Source organism: Klebsiella sp. WP8-S18-ESBL-06 (genome assembly GCF_014169755.1).
In the GTDB taxonomy this organism is placed as follows: domain Bacteria; phylum Pseudomonadota; class Gammaproteobacteria; order Enterobacterales; family Enterobacteriaceae; genus Kluyvera; species Kluyvera ascorbata_B.
Map to the genome: position 1 here is coordinate 1,243,467 of NZ_AP022256.1, position 16,961 is coordinate 1,260,427.

General features: G+C 51.7%; 12 protein-coding genes, 1 other RNA gene and 2 pseudogenes. 4 read left to right on the forward strand and 11 right to left on the reverse strand.

The genetic code is table 11. The annotated features are described in order from the left end of the window. Positions 1-47 precede the first annotated feature (47 nt). From H7R76_RS05985 to H7R76_RS05995, 3 genes are all read right to left on the reverse strand, one after another. Positions 48-1,016, reverse strand: a complete 969-nt coding sequence (locus tag H7R76_RS05985; protein WP_000654804.1) for an IS5-like element IS903B family transposase — start codon at positions 1,014-1,016, stop codon at positions 48-50. Between the two features lie 294 nt (positions 1,017-1,310). After that, positions 1,311-2,336, reverse strand: a complete 1,026-nt coding sequence (locus tag H7R76_RS05990) for an IS110 family RNA-guided transposase (RefSeq protein ID WP_001101446.1) — start codon at positions 2,334-2,336, stop codon at positions 1,311-1,313. Between the two features lie 122 nt (positions 2,337-2,458). Continuing rightward, the gene (locus H7R76_RS05995; protein WP_182930160.1) at positions 2,459-3,373 is read right to left on the reverse strand and encodes a LysR substrate-binding domain-containing protein; all 915 of its coding nucleotides are present in this window, start codon (positions 3,371-3,373) and stop codon (positions 2,459-2,461) included. A gap of 176 nt (positions 3,374-3,549) precedes the next feature. Between H7R76_RS05995 and H7R76_RS06000 the strand changes: the two genes are divergently transcribed. Continuing rightward, entirely contained in the window at positions 3,550-4,326 is a 777-nt protein-coding gene (locus tag H7R76_RS06000; RefSeq protein ID WP_182967227.1) for an SDR family NAD(P)-dependent oxidoreductase, read from the forward strand. A 455-nt stretch (positions 4,327-4,781) separates the two neighbouring features. Here the strand turns inward: H7R76_RS06000 and H7R76_RS06005 are convergent. The 4 genes and pseudogenes from H7R76_RS06005 to H7R76_RS06020 all read right to left on the reverse strand — a co-directional run bounded on the left by H7R76_RS06005 (position 4,782) and on the right by H7R76_RS06020 (position 9,485). Further along, positions 4,782-5,102, reverse strand: a pseudogene (locus H7R76_RS06005) (TA system toxin CbtA family protein). 192 nt (positions 5,103-5,294) lie between these two features. Next, positions 5,295-6,415 (reverse strand): IS3-like element ISSen4 family transposase gene (locus tag H7R76_RS06010; RefSeq protein WP_096147877.1). Its coding sequence is split into 2 segments (ribosomal slippage): positions 5,295-6,157 and positions 6,157-6,415, totalling 1,122 coding nucleotides; the frame shifts between segments, so codons are not numbered across the junction. Positions 6,416-6,668: 253 nt separating this feature from the next. After that, on the reverse strand, positions 6,669-8,717 hold the full coding sequence (locus H7R76_RS06015; protein ID WP_182967228.1) for an acyltransferase family protein: 2,049 nt from the start codon (positions 8,715-8,717) through the stop codon (positions 6,669-6,671). Positions 8,718-9,251: 534 nt separating this feature from the next. Continuing rightward, a complete protein-coding gene (locus H7R76_RS06020) occupies positions 9,252-9,485 on the reverse strand; it encodes a DinI-like family protein (protein WP_182967230.1) in 234 nt (77 codons plus the stop codon). Positions 9,486-9,603: 118 nt separating this feature from the next. Between H7R76_RS06020 and H7R76_RS06025 the strand changes: the two genes are divergently transcribed. The 3 genes from H7R76_RS06025 to H7R76_RS06035 are packed head-to-tail and all read left to right on the forward strand — an operon-like array spanning position 9,604 to position 11,514. Then, entirely contained in the window at positions 9,604-10,824 is a 1,221-nt protein-coding gene (locus H7R76_RS06025; RefSeq protein ID WP_000343760.1) for an ISL3-like element ISKox3 family transposase, read from the forward strand. A 59-nt stretch (positions 10,825-10,883) separates the two neighbouring features. Further along, positions 10,884-11,126: a DNA polymerase V gene (locus H7R76_RS06030; RefSeq protein ID WP_182967232.1), complete on the forward strand. Its 243-nt coding sequence runs from the start codon at positions 10,884-10,886 to the stop codon at positions 11,124-11,126. A gap of 1 nt (position 11,127) precedes the next feature. Further along, a complete protein-coding gene (locus H7R76_RS06035; RefSeq protein WP_182967234.1) occupies positions 11,128-11,514 on the forward strand; it encodes a HumD family translesion DNA polymerase in 387 nt (128 codons plus the stop codon). A gap of 163 nt (positions 11,515-11,677) precedes the next feature. Here the strand turns inward: H7R76_RS06035 and ssrA are convergent. The 4 genes and pseudogenes from ssrA to H7R76_RS06055 all read right to left on the reverse strand — a co-directional run bounded on the left by ssrA (position 11,678) and on the right by H7R76_RS06055 (position 16,901). After that, positions 11,678-12,040: a transfer-messenger RNA gene (gene ssrA / locus H7R76_RS06040) on the reverse strand. A gap of 80 nt (positions 12,041-12,120) precedes the next feature. Beyond that, a pseudogene (locus H7R76_RS06045) lies at positions 12,121-13,304 on the reverse strand (HlyD family type I secretion periplasmic adaptor subunit). A 7-nt stretch (positions 13,305-13,311) separates the two neighbouring features. Beyond that, positions 13,312-15,498 (reverse strand): type I secretion system permease/ATPase, encoded by a 2,187-nt coding sequence (locus tag H7R76_RS06050; RefSeq protein ID WP_106928384.1) that lies wholly within the window; start codon positions 15,496-15,498, stop codon positions 13,312-13,314. Next, positions 15,495-16,901, reverse strand: coding sequence for a TolC family outer membrane protein (locus tag H7R76_RS06055; protein WP_182967236.1), 1,407 nt, complete (start codon positions 16,899-16,901; stop codon positions 15,495-15,497). Before H7R76_RS06055 ends, H7R76_RS06050 begins: the two co-directional genes overlap by 4 nt. Positions 16,902-16,961 lie beyond the last annotated feature (60 nt).

Here is a 16,961-nt window from a genome sequence, read left to right on the forward strand (position 1 = left end):
GAATAAATCAGATTTCGGGTAAGTCTCCCCCGTAGCGGGTTGTGTTTTCAGGCAATACGCACGCTTTCAGGCATACCTGCTTTCGTCATTTTGTTCAGCGCTCGTACCAGGGCCATAGCCTCTGCAACCTGACCATCGTAGTCACGCAGTGTCAGTGAACCCCCGAACAGCTGTTTTACCCGGTACATCGCCGTTTCCGCTATCGAGCGACGGTTGTAATCTGTTGTCCATTTCCACCGCGCATTACTCCCGGTCATTCGCTGATTAGCCACTGCACGGTTACGGTCTGCATATTCACCGGGCCAGTAACCCGCACCTTTTCGGGGAGGGATAAGCGCGCTGATTTTCTTACGCCGCAGTTCATCGTGACAGAGCCGGGTATCGTAAGCGCCATCGGCGGCGGCTGACCTGATTTTCCGGTGGGTTTGCCGGATTAACCCGGGGAAGGCCTCTGAGTCCGTAACGTTGTTCAGCGACAGGTCAGCGCAGATGATTTCATGTGTTTTACTGTCAACGGCGAGATGCAGCTTACGCCAGATACGGCGGCGTTCCTGGCCATGCTTTTTGACTTTCCACTCGCCTTCACCGAAGACCTTCAGCCCGGTGGAATCAATTACCAGGTGTGCGATTTCACCCCGGGTGGGCGTTTTGAAACTGACGTTAACCGACTTTGCCCGCCTGCTGACACAGCTGTAATCCGGGCAGCGTAGCGGAACGTTCATCAGAGAAAAAATGGAATCAATAAAGCCCTGCGCAGCGCGCAGGGTCAGCCTGAATACGCGTTTAATGACCAGCACAGTCGTGATGGCAAGGTCAGAATAGCGCTGAGGTCTGCCTCGTGAAGAAGGTGTTGCTGACTCATACCAGGCCTGAATAGCTTCATCATCCAGCCAGAAAGTTATGGAGCCACGGTTGATGAGGGCTTTATTGTAGGTGGGCCAGTTGGTGATTTTGAACTTTTGCTTTGCCACGGAACGGTCTGCGTTGTCGGGAAGATGCGTGATCTGATCCTTCAACTCAGCAAAAGTTCGATTTATTCATAGATGGTCGCCTCCTGTTTGCCAAGCTAAATATGTTGTGGTGGCTTTACTGGTCATCGATTGCAGCCATAGATCCGGACTTTGCCGAGGTGATGTAAAATACCTCTGTCCCTGATGGAATACGCTGATGGAGGCCTCTATCAACAAAGCGCTCTTTCAGGAGCCTTGAATAAACCGGGTTTTCCCCATCGCGGTCTGACCTGTCTTGCCATCACTTCATGCTTGCCTGGGCAATCGGTGGTGTTGTTTCTGTCTTACTGATTAAGCAACTTAAGCGCTTATTATTGGTGCACAATACTCCCGCTCTTTGGCCAGGAGCGCCCACACAGTCCGCGCATTCTTGTTAGCCAATGCTACCGAGGCAATGTTGTTATTCCGGCGCGCCATTAGCTGGTTAGCCCAGCTCGATACGGCATCCTGTTTATGTTTGGCCGACTGCAATACCGCCCTGGCACCATGGATAAGCAAGGTCCTCAAATAGGTATCACCTCGCTTGCTTATCCCGAGCAGGACTTGTTTACCCCCACTGGAGTGCTGACGTGGAACCAATCCGAGCCAGGCAGCCAGTTGTCGGCCATTCTCGAAATTGTTGGCTTTACCAATGGTCGCAATCAGCGCGCTGGCGGTAACAGGGCCAATACCAGGGATCTTGCCGATACGCTGGCAGAGAGCATTTTGCCGATAGCACTGCTCAATCTGCTTGTCGAGTGTAGCGATGACATCGAACAGGTACGCCATGTGGTGCTGTAGTAGACTCAGCTGTGTACGAAACAGGACGGGTAACGGGTTATCCGCATCTTCCACGAGCTCAGGTAATCGTCGCTGTAGCTGCTGGATACCTCGGGGGACGACAATGCCAAATTCGGCCAATAACCCCCTGATTTGATTGGCTTGTGCGGTTCGCTGTTTGATGAAGCTCTGACGACTCCGGTGAAGTGCCAATACGGCTTGCTGCTCAGCGGTTTTGACCGGCACGAACCGCATGTTAGGTCGAGTGACGGCTTCACAAATAGCTTCAGCGTCTGCAGCATCATGCTTATTGGTTTTAACATAGGGTTTGACGAACTGAGGGGCCATCAGTTTGACATTATGGCCCATCGATATCAGTTTATTGGCCCAGAAATGAGCAGATGCACAGGCCTCCATGCCGATCAAACAGGGTGGGATGTTGGCAAAAAAGGAGGCCATTTGTGCCCGTCTGAGTTGTTTGTTGAACAACCGTTTTCCGTGCTCGTCAACCCCATGGATCTGGAAAACGTTTTTTGCCAAATCGATTCCAATAGTTTTAACGTTCATGATAGCAGCGCTCCGTTCAATGAGTGACGATTTATCGTCCCACTGTGGCACAAGAGATGGGAGGCGACCATTCCATTAACAAAGCCCCGTCTGGGTACACGGCACAATGGTTGAGTAGGCGATTAAGCCTTTTCGGCGATCACGTCCTGGACCAGCCAGTCATGGAATATTTTTACTTCATGCCGCATGGCGTGATGTTGCGGGGTCACCAGATAATAGGACCATGTGAGCGGCCAGCGATGCCTGGGGTGCAGCAGGACCAGTTGTTCGGTTGCGATAAGCTGCTTCACCAGCGCGTATCGTACAATTGCCACCCCACGTCCGCTCAGGGCCGATAAAACGACGGCGGCTGTGGAATTGATGTGCAAGCCGTTTTCATGGGCCGCGGGCGCGCCGACCGCGCTGAGGACATCATCCCATGAGGGAAAATGCGCGCCGGGGTGCGGCGTGTCATCATGGATCAGTTTCTGCGCGGCGAGCCATTCACCGCAGGTGGTTTTTTCCGCGGGTACCAGGCGCGGGCTGCAGACCAGCACCGCTTCTTCGTCCATTAGCCAGGTTTTATTCACGCCCGGCCAGTCTCCCTGACCGCAGCGAATGCCTATATCGGCTTCGCCGTGTGACACGTCCATGAGCTTTTCGGTGACGTTGAGCCGTAGGTCAATGCTTTCATGGGTTTCAGAAAAGCGATTCAGCCGTTCCATCAGCCAGTTCATCATCAGCACCTGTGAGGCGGTTACGACAACAACAGAACGAGCCCGCCGCCCACGTAGTTTATTTAATCCGGACTCCAGCTTATCGAGCCCTTGGGTAATGTCCTGTAAGGCGTCCTGCGCTTCATCCACCAGCGTCAGGCGCTCCTTACCTGAACGGGTACGGTGAAGTAGCGGATGCCCAACCCAGTCTTCCAGCGAGCGAACAAGCTGGCCTACGGCCGCAGATGTGACGCCCAGTTCCTGCGCTGCGCCGGTAAAGCTGCCGTGCCGAGCGGTGGCTTCAAAGGCGTGCAGCCATTTCAGTCTGTTTAGCGATCGCATGGCCTCTGTCCTGATTGATTATTTTCTTCAGTATACGCCGCCGAGAAAGATTTTCTTTTCTGTGCCGTTATTTCTTCTCAGTCGTCAATCACCGCTCTGGGTGACATTCTGCTGCCACACGATGAAAAGCAGCGCTCTTCATCAATGACAACCAGATGATTTGAACGAGGTTAGCGATGAACGCATCTTTTGCCGGTAAAAAACTGTTAGTGGTCGGCGGGACGAGTGGTATGGGGTTCGAAACGGCGAGGCTGGTCCTGAAAAACGGTGGCAGCGTGGTACTGGTCGGCCATCGTCAGGATAAAGCCGAGCAGGCTCGCCGGGCGCTGGCCGCTGATGGGCAGGTTTCCATCATCGTTGCAGACCTGATGAAAGAAGACGGAATGCAGCAAGTGATGAAGACCATTAACGCTGAACATAAAGATATCAATTTGTTGGTCAACGCGGCTGGCGTGTTCTTTCCGAAAGCGTTCACCGAACATGACATGTCTGATTACGATAAGTATATGAGTATCAACCGCGCGACCTTCTTCATCACCCGCGATGTGGTGCGTAATATGGTTGACGGCGGTTTGAAAGGCTCCATCGTTAACATCGGCTCTATGTGGGCGCAGCAGGCTATCGGTGCTACCCCGTCTTCAGCCTACTCTATGGCGAAAGCAGGCCTGCATGCGTTGACTAAAAACCTGGCCATTGAGCTGGGAGGGAAAGGCATCCGCGTCAATGCCGTCTCTCCGGCGGTTGTTCACACGCCAATTTATGAAGGCTTTATTGCGAAAGCTGACGTGAAGAATGTGATGAATAGCTTCGACAGCTTCCACCCGATTGGCCGCGTGGGAACGCCGGAGGATATTGCTGAAACTATTGCTTTCCTGCTCTCTGATAAGACTGAGTGGGTCACCGGTGCTATCTGGGATATCGATGGCGGCGTGATGGCGGGTCGTAACGCCTGATGACCATGCTGCAGGCGGCGCTGGAGTTATTAAGCAAATGCAGGCTGTGCGCGATTGGCAGGTGACTGACGCGCACAGGAGCGCATTGCTGGTGAAAAGGCGGTGATGCGCGCTTGGTCTGGCTCCCTTTTATCATGGGTGCACGTTCGGTAGACCGCTGCATTGCGGGTACCGATTTTATGGGCTTCTGGCGGGTTATTCATTGAAGCGACAGACACAAAAAAACCCGCAGGGCTTGCGCCGTGCGGGCTCTTAGGACTTCATCGGATGACTCTGGTAATCACCGATGGAGAATTTTGGGGCTGGCGGAGTCTGAATTGATAATGTAATTCATTGAATTTACTTTAGTAACTACTGGTTCAACTTTTCGCTGGTGCCTATTTAGGTGCCTAAAAGTTTATTCACCTCTTTTTGAAGGGAAATAGAAGAGAGGTAGGGAAGAGGGCTAACATGATTTAAGTGCTCATCAGCCCGGTCGCTCGTCTGGTTCTGAGAATATCGGTCGCGGTCAGGATTGGTGTCTGTTCCTGCCATGTAAACCCTTTGCGGTCAGTGTGAACCAACTCATAGCGTCTTACTAGGAAATTTACCGCATCAGCAAGTTTAATGCCTACTTCAATATGCTCCTGTATTGCAAGTTCGTTATGGAATTGTGTGTCGTTGAGTGTGAGGCGGTAATGATGTTTCATCAGATACGTTAACAATTGTTGTCATACCTGGTAGGGCGACAGTAGTGGTGAAACCGGCGCTGTGGCCGTTAGAGTGGGAACTTGCATATGTTGGACCCTGTGGACCTGATTGAAGAATAGATAGGTTTAATTGATCGTTGCCTTCTGAGGATAAACATTAATGTTGTGTAGTTGCGAAACTATCTAGATGAGTAAACCTATGAACATGTTAAAATTATCATAACATGCCGGTGAAGAAGTATAGTATCAGTGACCTGCCCCCACGATTAGATACAACACTCAGTTAGTAACGTCGGAATCTTCATTCTCAGAATGACCCTTTCTCCAGCCCGCTGCAAATTCAGACGGTGTCTGATAATTCAGCGTGGAGTGCGGGCGGCATTCGTTATAATCCTGCCGCCAGTCATTAATAATTTTCCTGGCATGAACGATATCGCTGAACCAGTGCTCATTCAAACATTCATCGCGAAATCGTCCGTTAAAGCTCTCAATAAATCCGTTCTGCGTTGGCTTGCCCGGCTGGATTAAGCGCAACTCAACACCATGCTCAAAGGCCCATTGATCCAGTGCACGGCAAGTGAACTCCGGCCCCTGGTCAGTTCTTATCGTCGCCGGATAGCCTCGAAACAGTGCAATGCTGTCCAGAATACGCGTGACCTGAACGCCTGAAATCCCAAAGGCAACAGTGACCGTCAGGCATTCCTTTGTGAAATCATCGACGCAGGTAAGACACTTGATCCTGCGACCGGTGGAAAGTGCGTCCATGACGAAATCCATCGACCAGGTCAGATTGGGCGCCGCCGGACGGAGCAGCGGCAGACGTTCTGTTGCCAGCCCTTTACGACGTCTTCTGCGTTTTACGCCCAGGCCACTGAGGTGATAAAGCCGGTACACGCGCTTATGATTAACATGAAGCCCTTCACGGCGCAGCAACTGCCAAATACGACGGTAGCCAAAACGCCTGCGCTCCAGTGCCAGCTCAGTGATGCGCCCTGATAAATGCGCATCAGCAGCCGGACGGTGAGCCTCATAGCGGCAGGTCGACAGGGATAAACCTGTAAGCCTGCAGGCACGACGTTGCGACAGACCGGTCGCATCACACATCAACATCACGGCTTCCCGCTTCTGGTCTGTCGTCAGTACTTTCGCCCAAGAGCCACCTGAAGCGCCTCTTTATCCAGCATGGCTTCGGCAAGCAGCTTCTTGAGTCTGGCGTTCTCTTCCTCAAGCGACTTCAGGCGCTTAACTTCAGGCACCTCCATACCGCCATACTTCTTACGCCAGATGTAAAACGTGGCATCGGAAATGGCATGCTTGCGGCAGAGTTCACGGGCGGGTACCCCAGCTTCGGCTTCGCGGAGAATACTGATGATCTGTTCGTCGGAAAAACGCTTCTTCATGGGGATGTCCTCATGTGGCTTATGAAGACATTACTAACATCGCGGTGTATTAATCAACGGGGAGCAGGTCAGTTAGACTAACAAAGGATGAGAAGTACGTTGTGACAGTTTTCTCGTCCTCTCAGGAGAACTCAACTGAAATTGAGCAGTCTGATGCACGCTATATTGATTTCTTTAACGCTCAGCCGGTACCAGTACAACTGATGATGGTTAAACCGACTGAGGTTAAAAAGATTACTGAGTCTATATAGGGTTATTTTTCCGCTATTATTGGCGCAACATATCGAGACCCATATTTGTTAAGATGGCCTATGTCACTATATAGGACATGGCCATTTTTTGACAAATAGCATTTTTCATTGTCGCAAAGCACAGAAGAAAGATTGACTGATGAGACGTTAGGATAATCCTTGATAACGTTATCAGTTATATCATTGTAAGTGCTGTGAGCAATATTGTTAGAATATATGCTCTTATCAAATGAGCATTTGTTATTATTATGGAATATATTGATTGGTCGTGGTGTACAATTCTGCGGTATGAATGGAAGCTCCGGGTTGTCCTTTACAATAACTACTTTCTTACCCGCTGAAACTAATTTTTCTATTGATCTTCTCATGCCACTTTCAATAATTATAGAGGTATCAGTAATGCTAGTATTTTCTATATCTATAGAATCATTGTATGAACATGAAGGATTGTGAGCAAGTATAACCTCATGAATGTTATTATCTTTGATAACATAATCATACGCAGAATTGATTAACTTGTATGCATTCTTTCTAACCGCCAGAGCTTTAGGATCTTTAGTTGATGATGAAACATCAATGAATGGCGCGGCGCAGCTTGCGGGGAAAACAGCCACACCATCATTTCCCTTTAACTCACTCATCCCTATAAATAAATGATTGGCATGTGAGTCACCAATTATCGCAATTTTATTTTTACCGGATGGTTTCTGCATAACGCAAAGGTTATCGGTATATTTTGACCATTCAGGGAAAATATTTGCGCATCTTTTTTGCGATTCGGTGATTAATTTCTCTATATTTCTATCGTCATTTATCTCAGCCCTTGTCTGTGTGAACCTTCCAGAAATACCATTGGTAAAATATATAGCCAGACCTGCAATGCCAACAATTGCCATCGAAATAAATAGGAGTAGAGTCTTACCAGTCAGGTTTCCACCGAATCTTAATTTGTTCTCGATTAGTAGATAGCTCAATACAGAAAGACCGATGGCAGAAAGGACCAACGCCCCCCTAATTAATGGAGATGCCGAACCATTCTCTATTATGTAGGAAAATGAAAGTAATGGCCAGTGCCATAAATAAAGAGGGAAACTGATTAAGCCAACCCAAATAAATACTCGTGATGAAAGTATGTATTTGTTTATAATGGCGTCGGGTCCAGACATTATCAAAAGAAACGCACCGCAAACTGGAAGTAACGCGTATACTCCGGGAAATGCTAAGCTTTCGGTGTATAGGCAATACCCAACAAATAACATCAATACTCCAGTTATTGACGTGGTGTGAGCTACAATATCGAAATTATGTGTTTCTGCTCTAATTACACTCAATAATGTTTTGTTAATGGACCATTTTATTTTATTGAAAAAATCCCTCTTATATAGTGTTATCCATGCAAGTGATGTTCCCGCAAGTATCTCCCAAAATCTTGTTATTGGTGAATAAAAACCCTGAGATGGGTCTGTAGTCATGATGATACAATTTAAGATAAATGATAATGCTAGAAATGTTAATGTCGCTGCGAATAGATTGATATTTCTTTTATGTATAAAGACAAGAAGTAATGGCCAGACAATGTAGAACTGCTCTTCAATACCTAGGCTCCACAGATGAAGTAGCGGTTTACTTATTGATGATGTATCAAAGTAACCGGATTCAGATAATAGGACAAAATTTGATACAAATATAGAACTTCCTGCAATATGTTTACCTAGTTGTTTATACTCCACAGGAAGAAGCAGAAAATATCCAACAACTATGCATGATAGCAAAACTGTCAGTAATGTTGGAAAAATGCGCCTAATTCTTCGAGAGTAAAACTCAAAAAAACTAAATGTTCCTGCTTCGATGTTTGAAAAAATTATTGACGAGATTAAAAATCCAGATATCACGAAAAAAACATCTACTCCAGTATAACCACCTCTTAGACTTTCTGGAAATGCGTGAAAGATTACAACTGGTAGTACGGCCAATGCACGTAATCCATCAATGTCAGGTCGATATTTTGGGTGAGAAACTTGGGGGCTTGTATTTTTGATTTTTAGCAGCATTTTAATTACTTATTCCATCAAAATTCATTGCATGATTAACACTTCATTCCGGACAGTTTACCGAGATTCTAAGCATCGTTGTAGAGATTTCGTCAAGAAATTGCTTAGGGCGCTATAAGAATTGTTAAAATGGTTTTCATAGTAGACATGCTCAAATCACTACAATTAGCTTATTAAAGCGATTGCTACCTACTGAAGTATGTAGGCGTCAACGTCATATATATTTGCATGGCAAAGCTTTGATCATATCATGCAAGAAAGAAGGCAGATAATGCATAATTTGTTAACTAGGAAACCAAGTCAATACTAAGTGCAAGGATATTGTCATTTAAATTAAATCATTAATAATCAATATGTTAGCTGTTTATTTTGGTTTGATTCATTAGCAAATGATAAGGAATGGAGAGGATACAAAGTGAAGCTATTTATGATCTTGGCATTATACGCTGCACAAGAAGCTCTGCATGATGACGATTTATCCGATATAGCCTCCAACGAAACGAGCGGTAGCGGAGCACAATAGAAATTATCCGCTTACGAGCATAAACTAGCCTCTTCAAACATCTCTTGAACAGCTTTACTAATCTGTTCTTTCTCATGCTTGCTGGCGTCTGTATTGATAGCCGGTAACGTCATCATCGGCTTAACTCTCACATCTGCATCAGGGAAGATGCGGTGTACTCTCTTGCTTAACTCCCCCAGAATGATGTCTTTCGCACCAGGCAAACCATCAAAATTCCTTTTGTCATAAACGAGTTCCACAAACATGGTCTAACTCCTCTTTACTGGATGTAATTACAGTATATACTGTATGTATATGGGTCTTCCCTTGTTGTGGTGGCTGAAGGCATGATAATGGTGTATTTAATCGCCAGAGGTCACCGCCATGGACGAAAAGTCCCTCTACGCTCATATTCTCAACCTGTCCGATCCGTGGCAGGTAAAGTCCCTTTCTCTCGATGAAAATGCCGGTTCTGTTACTGTCACTATTGAGATCGCTGAAAACACCCGGCTAGCCTGTCCGACCTGCGGTAAATCCTGTTCTGTTCACGATCACCGTCATCGTAAATGGCGCCATCTTGATACCTGCCAGTTCACCACTATTGTTGAAGCCGATGTTCCACGAATTATGTGTCCGGAGCATGGCTGCCTGACGTTGCCTGTTCCGTGGGCTGGCCCCGGAAGCCGGTATACGTTGCTATTCGAATCGTTCGTTCTCTCATGGCTGAAAATCAGCACCGTTGATGCTGTCAGGAAGCAACTTAAGCTCAGTTGGAATGCGGTTGACGGCATTATGACCCGGGCAGTTAAGCGAGGTCTTGCCCGGATAAAAAAGCCATTATCCGCCCGTCATATGAATGTGGATGAGGTCGCCTTTAAAAAAGGACATCGTTACATAACGGTGATCTCCGATCGCGATGGTCGGGCGCTGGCCTTAACGGATGATCGCGGCACAGAGAGTCTTGCCGGCTATCTTCGCACGCTCACTGATGGGCAGTTGCTGGCTATCAAAACGCTCTCAATGGACATGAACGCGGGCTATATAAGAGCAGCGCGTATCCACTTACCCAGTGCGGTTGAGAAAATCGCCTTTGACCGCTTCCATGTGGCGAAGCAACTGGGCGAGGTAGTTGATAAAACCCGTCAGAATGAACATCCGCACCTCCCTGTTGAAAGCCGACACCAGGCAAAAGGAACCCGCTTCCTGTGGCAGTACAGCGATAAGTGGATGACCGAATCCCGGCAGGAAAAGCTGATGTGGCTGCGTGCACAGATGAAGCTGACGAGCCAGTGCTGGGCGCTGAAAGAGCTGGCAAAGGATATCTGGAACAGGCCATGGAGCGAGGAAAGACGGAGTGACTGGCAGAGATGGTTGGCGCTGGCGGCTAACAGTGACGTTCCCATGATGAAAAATGCCGCGAAAACGATAGGAAAAAGGCTGTACGGGATCCTGAATGCGATGCGACACAGTGTCTCAAACGGAAATGCGGAGGCACTTAACAGCAAGATCAGGCTGCTGAGGATAAAAGCCAGGGGATACCGAAACCGGGAGCGCTTTAAACTGGGGGTGATGTTCCACTACGGAAAGCTGAATATGGCGTTCTGAGCCTTCCCACCATGATCGGGGAAGACCCATGTATATACAGCAATCTGGTTGGGGGTAAAATGCCTCGTAGATACGAAATAGAAGGCGCATTCAGGGATGCAGTTAGAAAAGAGGCCAACGGACGAACAACAGTAACGACTGTTGATTTTGTCGAAAAACTTGCGGCGGTAAATTGGCATTGGTCACTAAAAGAGGCCAACAACTGGATCGAGTGTTACATCACGACGTTCAAAGATATTTCAGACCAGGAAGGGGAAGAGCGTACATTCATGCTCTACAACCCTAACAACGGGGGGTATTGAGATGGGTTTTGTTTCACCTGCGCAAGATTACGTCGAAAGCCGGATTTCCCTCGACCAGCAATTTATCGTGCACCCAAGTGCAACATACTTCATGAGGGCCGCAACAACGTACATACGGGCCGGGATCGCGCAAGGGGCATTGCTTATCGTTGATGCTTCGGTAAAGCCTTGTGATGGTTCTGTGGTTGTTTGCAGCCTGGGTGGTGAGTTCCAGTTGAGGCGATACCGGCTTTATCCATACTCACACTTTGAGCATTTAAGCGGTGACGGTCGTAAGGATAGGATCGATCCTGGATGGGCCGATGAAAACGATGGAATTTTTGGCGTTGTCACACACGCGGTAAACGATATGCGAACGATGGAGTTTGATGATTGCCCGGTCATATGAGTACAGAAACAAAAAAGCCCGCATAAGCGGGCTTTTTTGTCACTCGGGAGCCGCGGCTCCTTTACGTATCCTTTTTAGTCCCCTCACCGTCTGGTCGGTGTCCTGCTGAGACTGCTAACTTCCTGTTATTACTAGTGCTGTCCTAGCACTGTCCAATCATGATTGGTGGAGCTGGCGGGAGTTGAACCCGCGTCCGAAATTCCTACATCCTCGGCACTACATGCTTAGTCAGTCTTTACATTCGCCTGGCACCTGCGGACAGACACGCCACTACCAGACTAGCCTGATTAGTTTTAACGCTTCAACCCCAGGCAGGGCCTCCACGCGATCTCTTTTGGGTTTGACCTCTCTTTGATCCCCGTCTTAAGAGCGGAAGCTAGGGAGAGAGGGCTCAGAGCAGGTTATTAAGCTGCTAAAGCGTAGTTTTCGTCGTTTGCGACTATTTTTTGCGGCTTTTTACGAGGCCAACCGCCCCTCGGCATGCACCTTGGGTTTCGCAAATCCCGTCGAATCCAGAATCAGCCCCAATGTGTACAGCAAGTATAACAGAGTCAGGCGTGCCGTTGCCAGTGAAAAACGTGGCGTAACAGGCCGTTGAGCGTACATTTATCGTTCACGTAGCGCCTCCTTTGCCCGGTTGAACGGTTTCATCAGGTATTCAAAGATGGTTTTTTCACCGGTTTTGATATCGACGCTGGCGACCATTCCTGGGGTAATGGAGAAATGGCGTCCGGCTTTGTTGGTCAGGTAATCCTGATGAGTGCGGATAAACACGCGGTAATAGGTGATTTCAGGCTTAATTTTGTCCTGAATGGTGTCCGGCGAGATAGTCTCAACTTCTCCGTCTAGCCCGCCGTAGATGGCGTAATCGTAGGCGGTAAGCTTAACCAGCGCCCGCTGTCCGGGGTGGATAAAGGCAATATCGCGCGGCGACAGGCGGGCTTCAATCAGCAGCCGATCGTCAATAGGGACTATTTCCATCAGATCACCGTTCGGTGGGATGACGCCGCCGAGCGTGGTTACCTGCACGTTTTTCACAATCCCGCGCACCGGGGAGCGCACCGTCAGACGGGTGACCGAATCTTCACGACCGCGAATGATCGCCTGCAGCATGTCGACTTCAGCGTTGGCCTTGGAAAGTGCCTCGCGCGCCTGTACGTAGTACTGCGATCGCAGGTCGGTAAGCCTTAGCCCGAGATCGCTTTTCTGGCGCTGGAGGCGCAGCACTTCCACGTGGCTGGCGGCACCGCTCTTCTCAAGGCGTTGGGTGATGGCCAGCTCTTTATCCACCGACACCATCGCATCCTTCAGCTCAGCCTCAGAATCTGACAGCTGCGCGCGGCGGGTACGATAGAGGCGCGTTTCGCTGGCGATAAGGTCCGGCCAGGCTTTCAGTTCTTTTGGGAAGATCGGCGGACTGTCGTTTACTTCCGCATACAGGCGGGCGCTGGAGGCCAGCGACGCGCGGTAGCGCGCGGTAGCGCGCGGTAGCGCGCGGTGCTTTCGCCCATGTTGGATTCCGAACGGGTAGGGTCGAGACGGGCGACAATCTGCCCGGCGTGCACCTTATCGCCCTCGCGGACGTTCAGTTCTGCCAGAATGCCGCCGTCCAGTGATTGCAGCACCTGCTCGTGTGAGCTGGGAATCACCTTGCCGGTGCCGGTGGCCACTTCGTCGAGCGTACCGAACCACGACCAGACGCCGAGCGCAATAAACATCAGCGTGCTCAGCAGGACAATGCGGCTGGCGCCGGAAAAGGCCACGTCGCGGCCGATGTCCAGGTCCTCCATCGCGCTATCATGTTGGCTGGTTTTCATGTTTCCACTCCTTCCCGCTTACAGCCTGCGCGCTGGCGCGACCCTGGTTTAACACCTGTGATTTTGGCGCATCCATGGCGATATATCCGTCATTAAGCACCACGACCCGATCGACCAGATCCAGCACCGGCACGCGGTGGGTGGCGACGATCAGCGTACGATTGCCCAGCCATTGATTCAGCCGCTGGATAAATTCGCGCTCGGTATGATCGTCAAGCGAGGCGGTTGGTTCGTCGAGCAGCACGATATTCGGGGATCGCAGCAGCATGCGCGCCAGCAGAATTGACTGGCGCTGGCCGCCGGAAAGACCGTTGCCGCCCTCCATAATCAGGTGATCCAGCCCCTTAGGCAGCCGCTGGACGAACTGGCTGGTACCGGCGATGTCCAGCGCATCAAAAATGTCCTGGTCGCTGGCGTGCGGCGCGCCCATCGTCAGGTTTTCGCGCAGGGTTCCGTAGAACAGCCGCGCATTCTGGCTCAGGAGGCCAATGTTGCGTCGTAGGTCGGCGACGTCGATCTGCGCGAGGCTGAGATCGTCGAGCCGCGCCTCGCCGCTGACTAAATCAATACCGCCCGCCAGCGCGTGCAGCAGGGTCGATTTTCCTGCGCCGTTGCGGCCAAGCAGCGCCACGCGCTCGCCCTGACGGATTTCCAGACGCGCAATTTTCAGCGGGATGCGCTGATCTTCACTGTGGTAGCGGAACTGGGCCTCTTCCAGCAGATAATGACCGTGGAAAATCTCCCGGTGCACGACGCTGCCGCTGCGCTGGGTCTCCGTCGGTAGCTGCATAATGCTGTCCAGCCCCGCTTTGGCGATTTTTACCTGCTGCCAGCGGGTCAGCACGCCGCACAGGTTGGCCATGGGCGCAATCATTCTTGACGCCAGCATTGAGGCGGCGACCACCGAGCCGGTCGTCAGCTCGCCTTCAATCACCATCGGCGCGCCGAACAGAATGACGGCGCTGTAGACCAGACTTTGTACGGTGATGCCCCAGCTAATCAGTCCCTGGCTCAGCTCGCGGGTACGCAGCGCCGATTCCGAGGTAATGCGAATGTAGCTGTTCCACTGCTGTAAAAAGCGGTTTTCCGCCTGCATCAGCTTGATGTCTTCAAGTCCCTGCACGCTCTCAACCAGCACCGCGTTGCGCAGGGTTGATTCATGGGCGCTCTGGTTGGCCAGCTTCGCCAGCCGTTTTTGCATCAGGATACCGGGCAGCACCATGACGATGGCGGCGACCGGGGCAATCCACGCCAGCGGCGGCGAGATAATGCCGAGGACCACCACGAAGAGGAAGAAGAAGGGCAGATCGACGATCGTCGACAGCGTCGATGAAGTGATGGTTTCACGGATCTGCTCAAGCTCGCGCAGCTGAGAGATAAAGCTGCCGGTAGAACGCGGGATAGCGCTGTTACGCAGGCGTAATGCGTGGCTGAAGATGCGGTCGGAAATGCGCAGGTCCGCCCGCTTGCCGAGCACATCCATGATGTGGCTACGGGCGACGCGCAGGATAAAGCCGAAGATCACCGACAGCAGCACCCCAAAAGCCAGCACGTAGAGCGTCGGGTAGGACTGCGCGGGGATCACCCGGTCATACACCTGCATTGAAAAGATGATCCCGCCGAGCGACAGCACATTGACGAGAAAGGCGGCCAGCATGACCGGGCCGTAGGGGCGCAGATCCTTCAGGACCAGTACCTTAAGCCAGTCGGGGCTGAAGCGGGATACGTAGTTGTCCACCCGGCTGTCGCGCAGGGCGGAAAGCGGGCGCAGCGCCACAACATATTCAATACGCGGCATCAGGTCGGCGAGAGGCAGCCGGTTACGCTGGTGCTCATCATCAATAAAACAGACGTCAACGGTGCTTTCGCCGTCAAAGCGCTCGACGATGGCCAACTGCCCATCGTCGAGCGTCGCCACAACCGGCAGGCGCCAGCTGCCGAGGGTGGTGGAATTGGCCTCCAGCAGCTGTACCGAAAGCCCTGCCTGGCGGGCGAGCTGGGTGAGGGCGGGCAGCAGGCTTTTGTCCTTAAACCACGGGGCGTTGGCCTGAAGCATGCCCGGCGAGCAGGCGATGCGATAGTGCGCGGCGACATAGCTCATCGCCCGCGCCCAGTGGCTTAACGTTTTCTCGTTAAGATAGCTTTCGCTGATGTCGGCGCGATTCATGGCTGGATCTCCACGGACTGGATGCTGTGTTGTTCTAACCCGAACGCCTGGCGAAACCGTCCCGTGTTATACAGGCAGTTAAGCTGCAGCTGGTGCAGCTGGTTTTCGGTTTGCAGTTCGGCAAAGCGCGACTGAAACACCTCCTGCTCGGCGTTAAGTACGTCGAGCAGCGGGCGGGAGCCGAGGTCAAGATACTGCTGCTGGTACAGCTCGCGGGTGCGGGTGCTCAGGGCCTGCTGGCGGTACTGCACCTGCAGTGAACTCATCAGGCTCATCGACTGGCTGCGCGATTCGAGCAGCTTTTGCCGGACCTCCAGCCGAACGCGCTGGACGGTCGCCTGCGCCGACTGTAGCGCATAGTTGGCGGCGTCGCGCCGCGCCGTCAGCCCGCCGCCCTGATAGATAGGCATTTCGACTTTCACCCAGGTGGAGTACTGCGTGCGGTCAAGCACCTCGTGGCTGGGGTATTTGTCGTTCAGGTAGTGCTGCACCTGCGGTTCAAGCGAGATCGTGGGCGTCATCTGCGCGTTAGCGTAGTCGACGTTAGCCTGTGCAGCGGTGGCCTGCGCCCAGGCCGCCAGCACCGCGGGCACCAGCCGGTCATCCGTCCGGGCCACTTCACAGCTGTTGCCCAGTTTGGCGGGGAAGTCATTGCTGATCCCATTCAGGTTCTGCCATCCCAGCCAGCTCATCAGCGTGGCCTGCGCGCTGTCGAGCGTCGCCTGGTATTGTAAGAGCTGGGCGCGCGCGGCTTCGATGCGTGCGTTGGTTTGTACGACGTCGGACTGCGATGTCGCGCCTTCGTCGCTGCGCTGTTGGGTGAGTTTTCCTATCGCCATGAGCGCGTCGAGCTGCTCTTTGGCGACGTCGACCATCTGTTGCCAGGTTTGCACCTGCACCATTGCGCTGGCGGTGCTGTGCCCGGCGGTGTCAATCGCCAGCAGGACGTTAGCCTGCTGCTGTGCGACGCCTGCGCTTTCGGCGCGGACCTGGCTTGCCACCTTGCCGAAGTCGTAGAGCATCTGGGAAAGCGACAGCACCAGCGAAGGGCTGAATCCGTGATCAAGATAGGTGTTGGTGTAGCCGTTGTTCATCCCCGCGCTGACCTGCGGATAGTATTTCGATTTGGCGACATCGACCTGCGCGTTCTGGCTGGCTAGCTTACCGATGGCTTCGCTGATGGAAGGGTGCCAGCTGACGGCTCGGCTTACCGCGTCGTTCAGCGTGAGGACGCCGGGAATGGCATCGTTTAGCGGCAGCGCGCGTGCGCCGTCGAGCGCGGGGAGTTCCTGCTGGTCTTGCAGTCCTTGCGGGGAAATCGGCAATGCGGCGTTTTGCGCCAGAAGCGGAGCGGAATATAAGGCACAGAGTAGACCCCAACTGACGGGTATTTTAATGCTCATTATGGATCCTTATAAAAACGGCACAGTTCCCTATTGTTTAACGCCGGGCGTGGCCGCGCC

Bases quoted from the DNA above. Each gene is read 5' to 3' on its own strand.
- H7R76_RS05990 (WP_001101446.1), bottom strand. From the start codon at position 2,336: ATGAACGTTAAAACTATTGGAATCGATTTGGCAAAAAACGTTTTCCAG.
- H7R76_RS05995 (WP_182930160.1), bottom strand. From the start codon at position 3,373: ATGCGATCGCTAAACAGACTGAAATGGCTGCACGCCTTTGAAGCCACC.
- H7R76_RS06000 (WP_182967227.1), top strand. From the start codon at position 3,550: ATGAACGCATCTTTTGCCGGTAAAAAACTGTTAGTGGTCGGCGGGACG.
- H7R76_RS06015 (WP_182967228.1), bottom strand. From the start codon at position 8,717: ATGCTGCTAAAAATCAAAAATACAAGCCCCCAAGTTTCTCACCCAAAA.
- H7R76_RS06020 (WP_182967230.1), bottom strand. From the start codon at position 9,485: ATGTTTGTGGAACTCGTTTATGACAAAAGGAATTTTGATGGTTTGCCT.
- H7R76_RS06025 (WP_000343760.1), top strand. From the start codon at position 9,604: ATGGACGAAAAGTCCCTCTACGCTCATATTCTCAACCTGTCCGATCCG.
- H7R76_RS06030 (WP_182967232.1), top strand. From the start codon at position 10,884: ATGCCTCGTAGATACGAAATAGAAGGCGCATTCAGGGATGCAGTTAGA.
- H7R76_RS06035 (WP_182967234.1), top strand. From the start codon at position 11,128: ATGGGTTTTGTTTCACCTGCGCAAGATTACGTCGAAAGCCGGATTTCC.
- H7R76_RS06050 (WP_106928384.1), bottom strand. From the start codon at position 15,498: ATGAATCGCGCCGACATCAGCGAAAGCTATCTTAACGAGAAAACGTTA.
- H7R76_RS06055 (WP_182967236.1), bottom strand. From the start codon at position 16,901: ATGAGCATTAAAATACCCGTCAGTTGGGGTCTACTCTGTGCCTTATAT.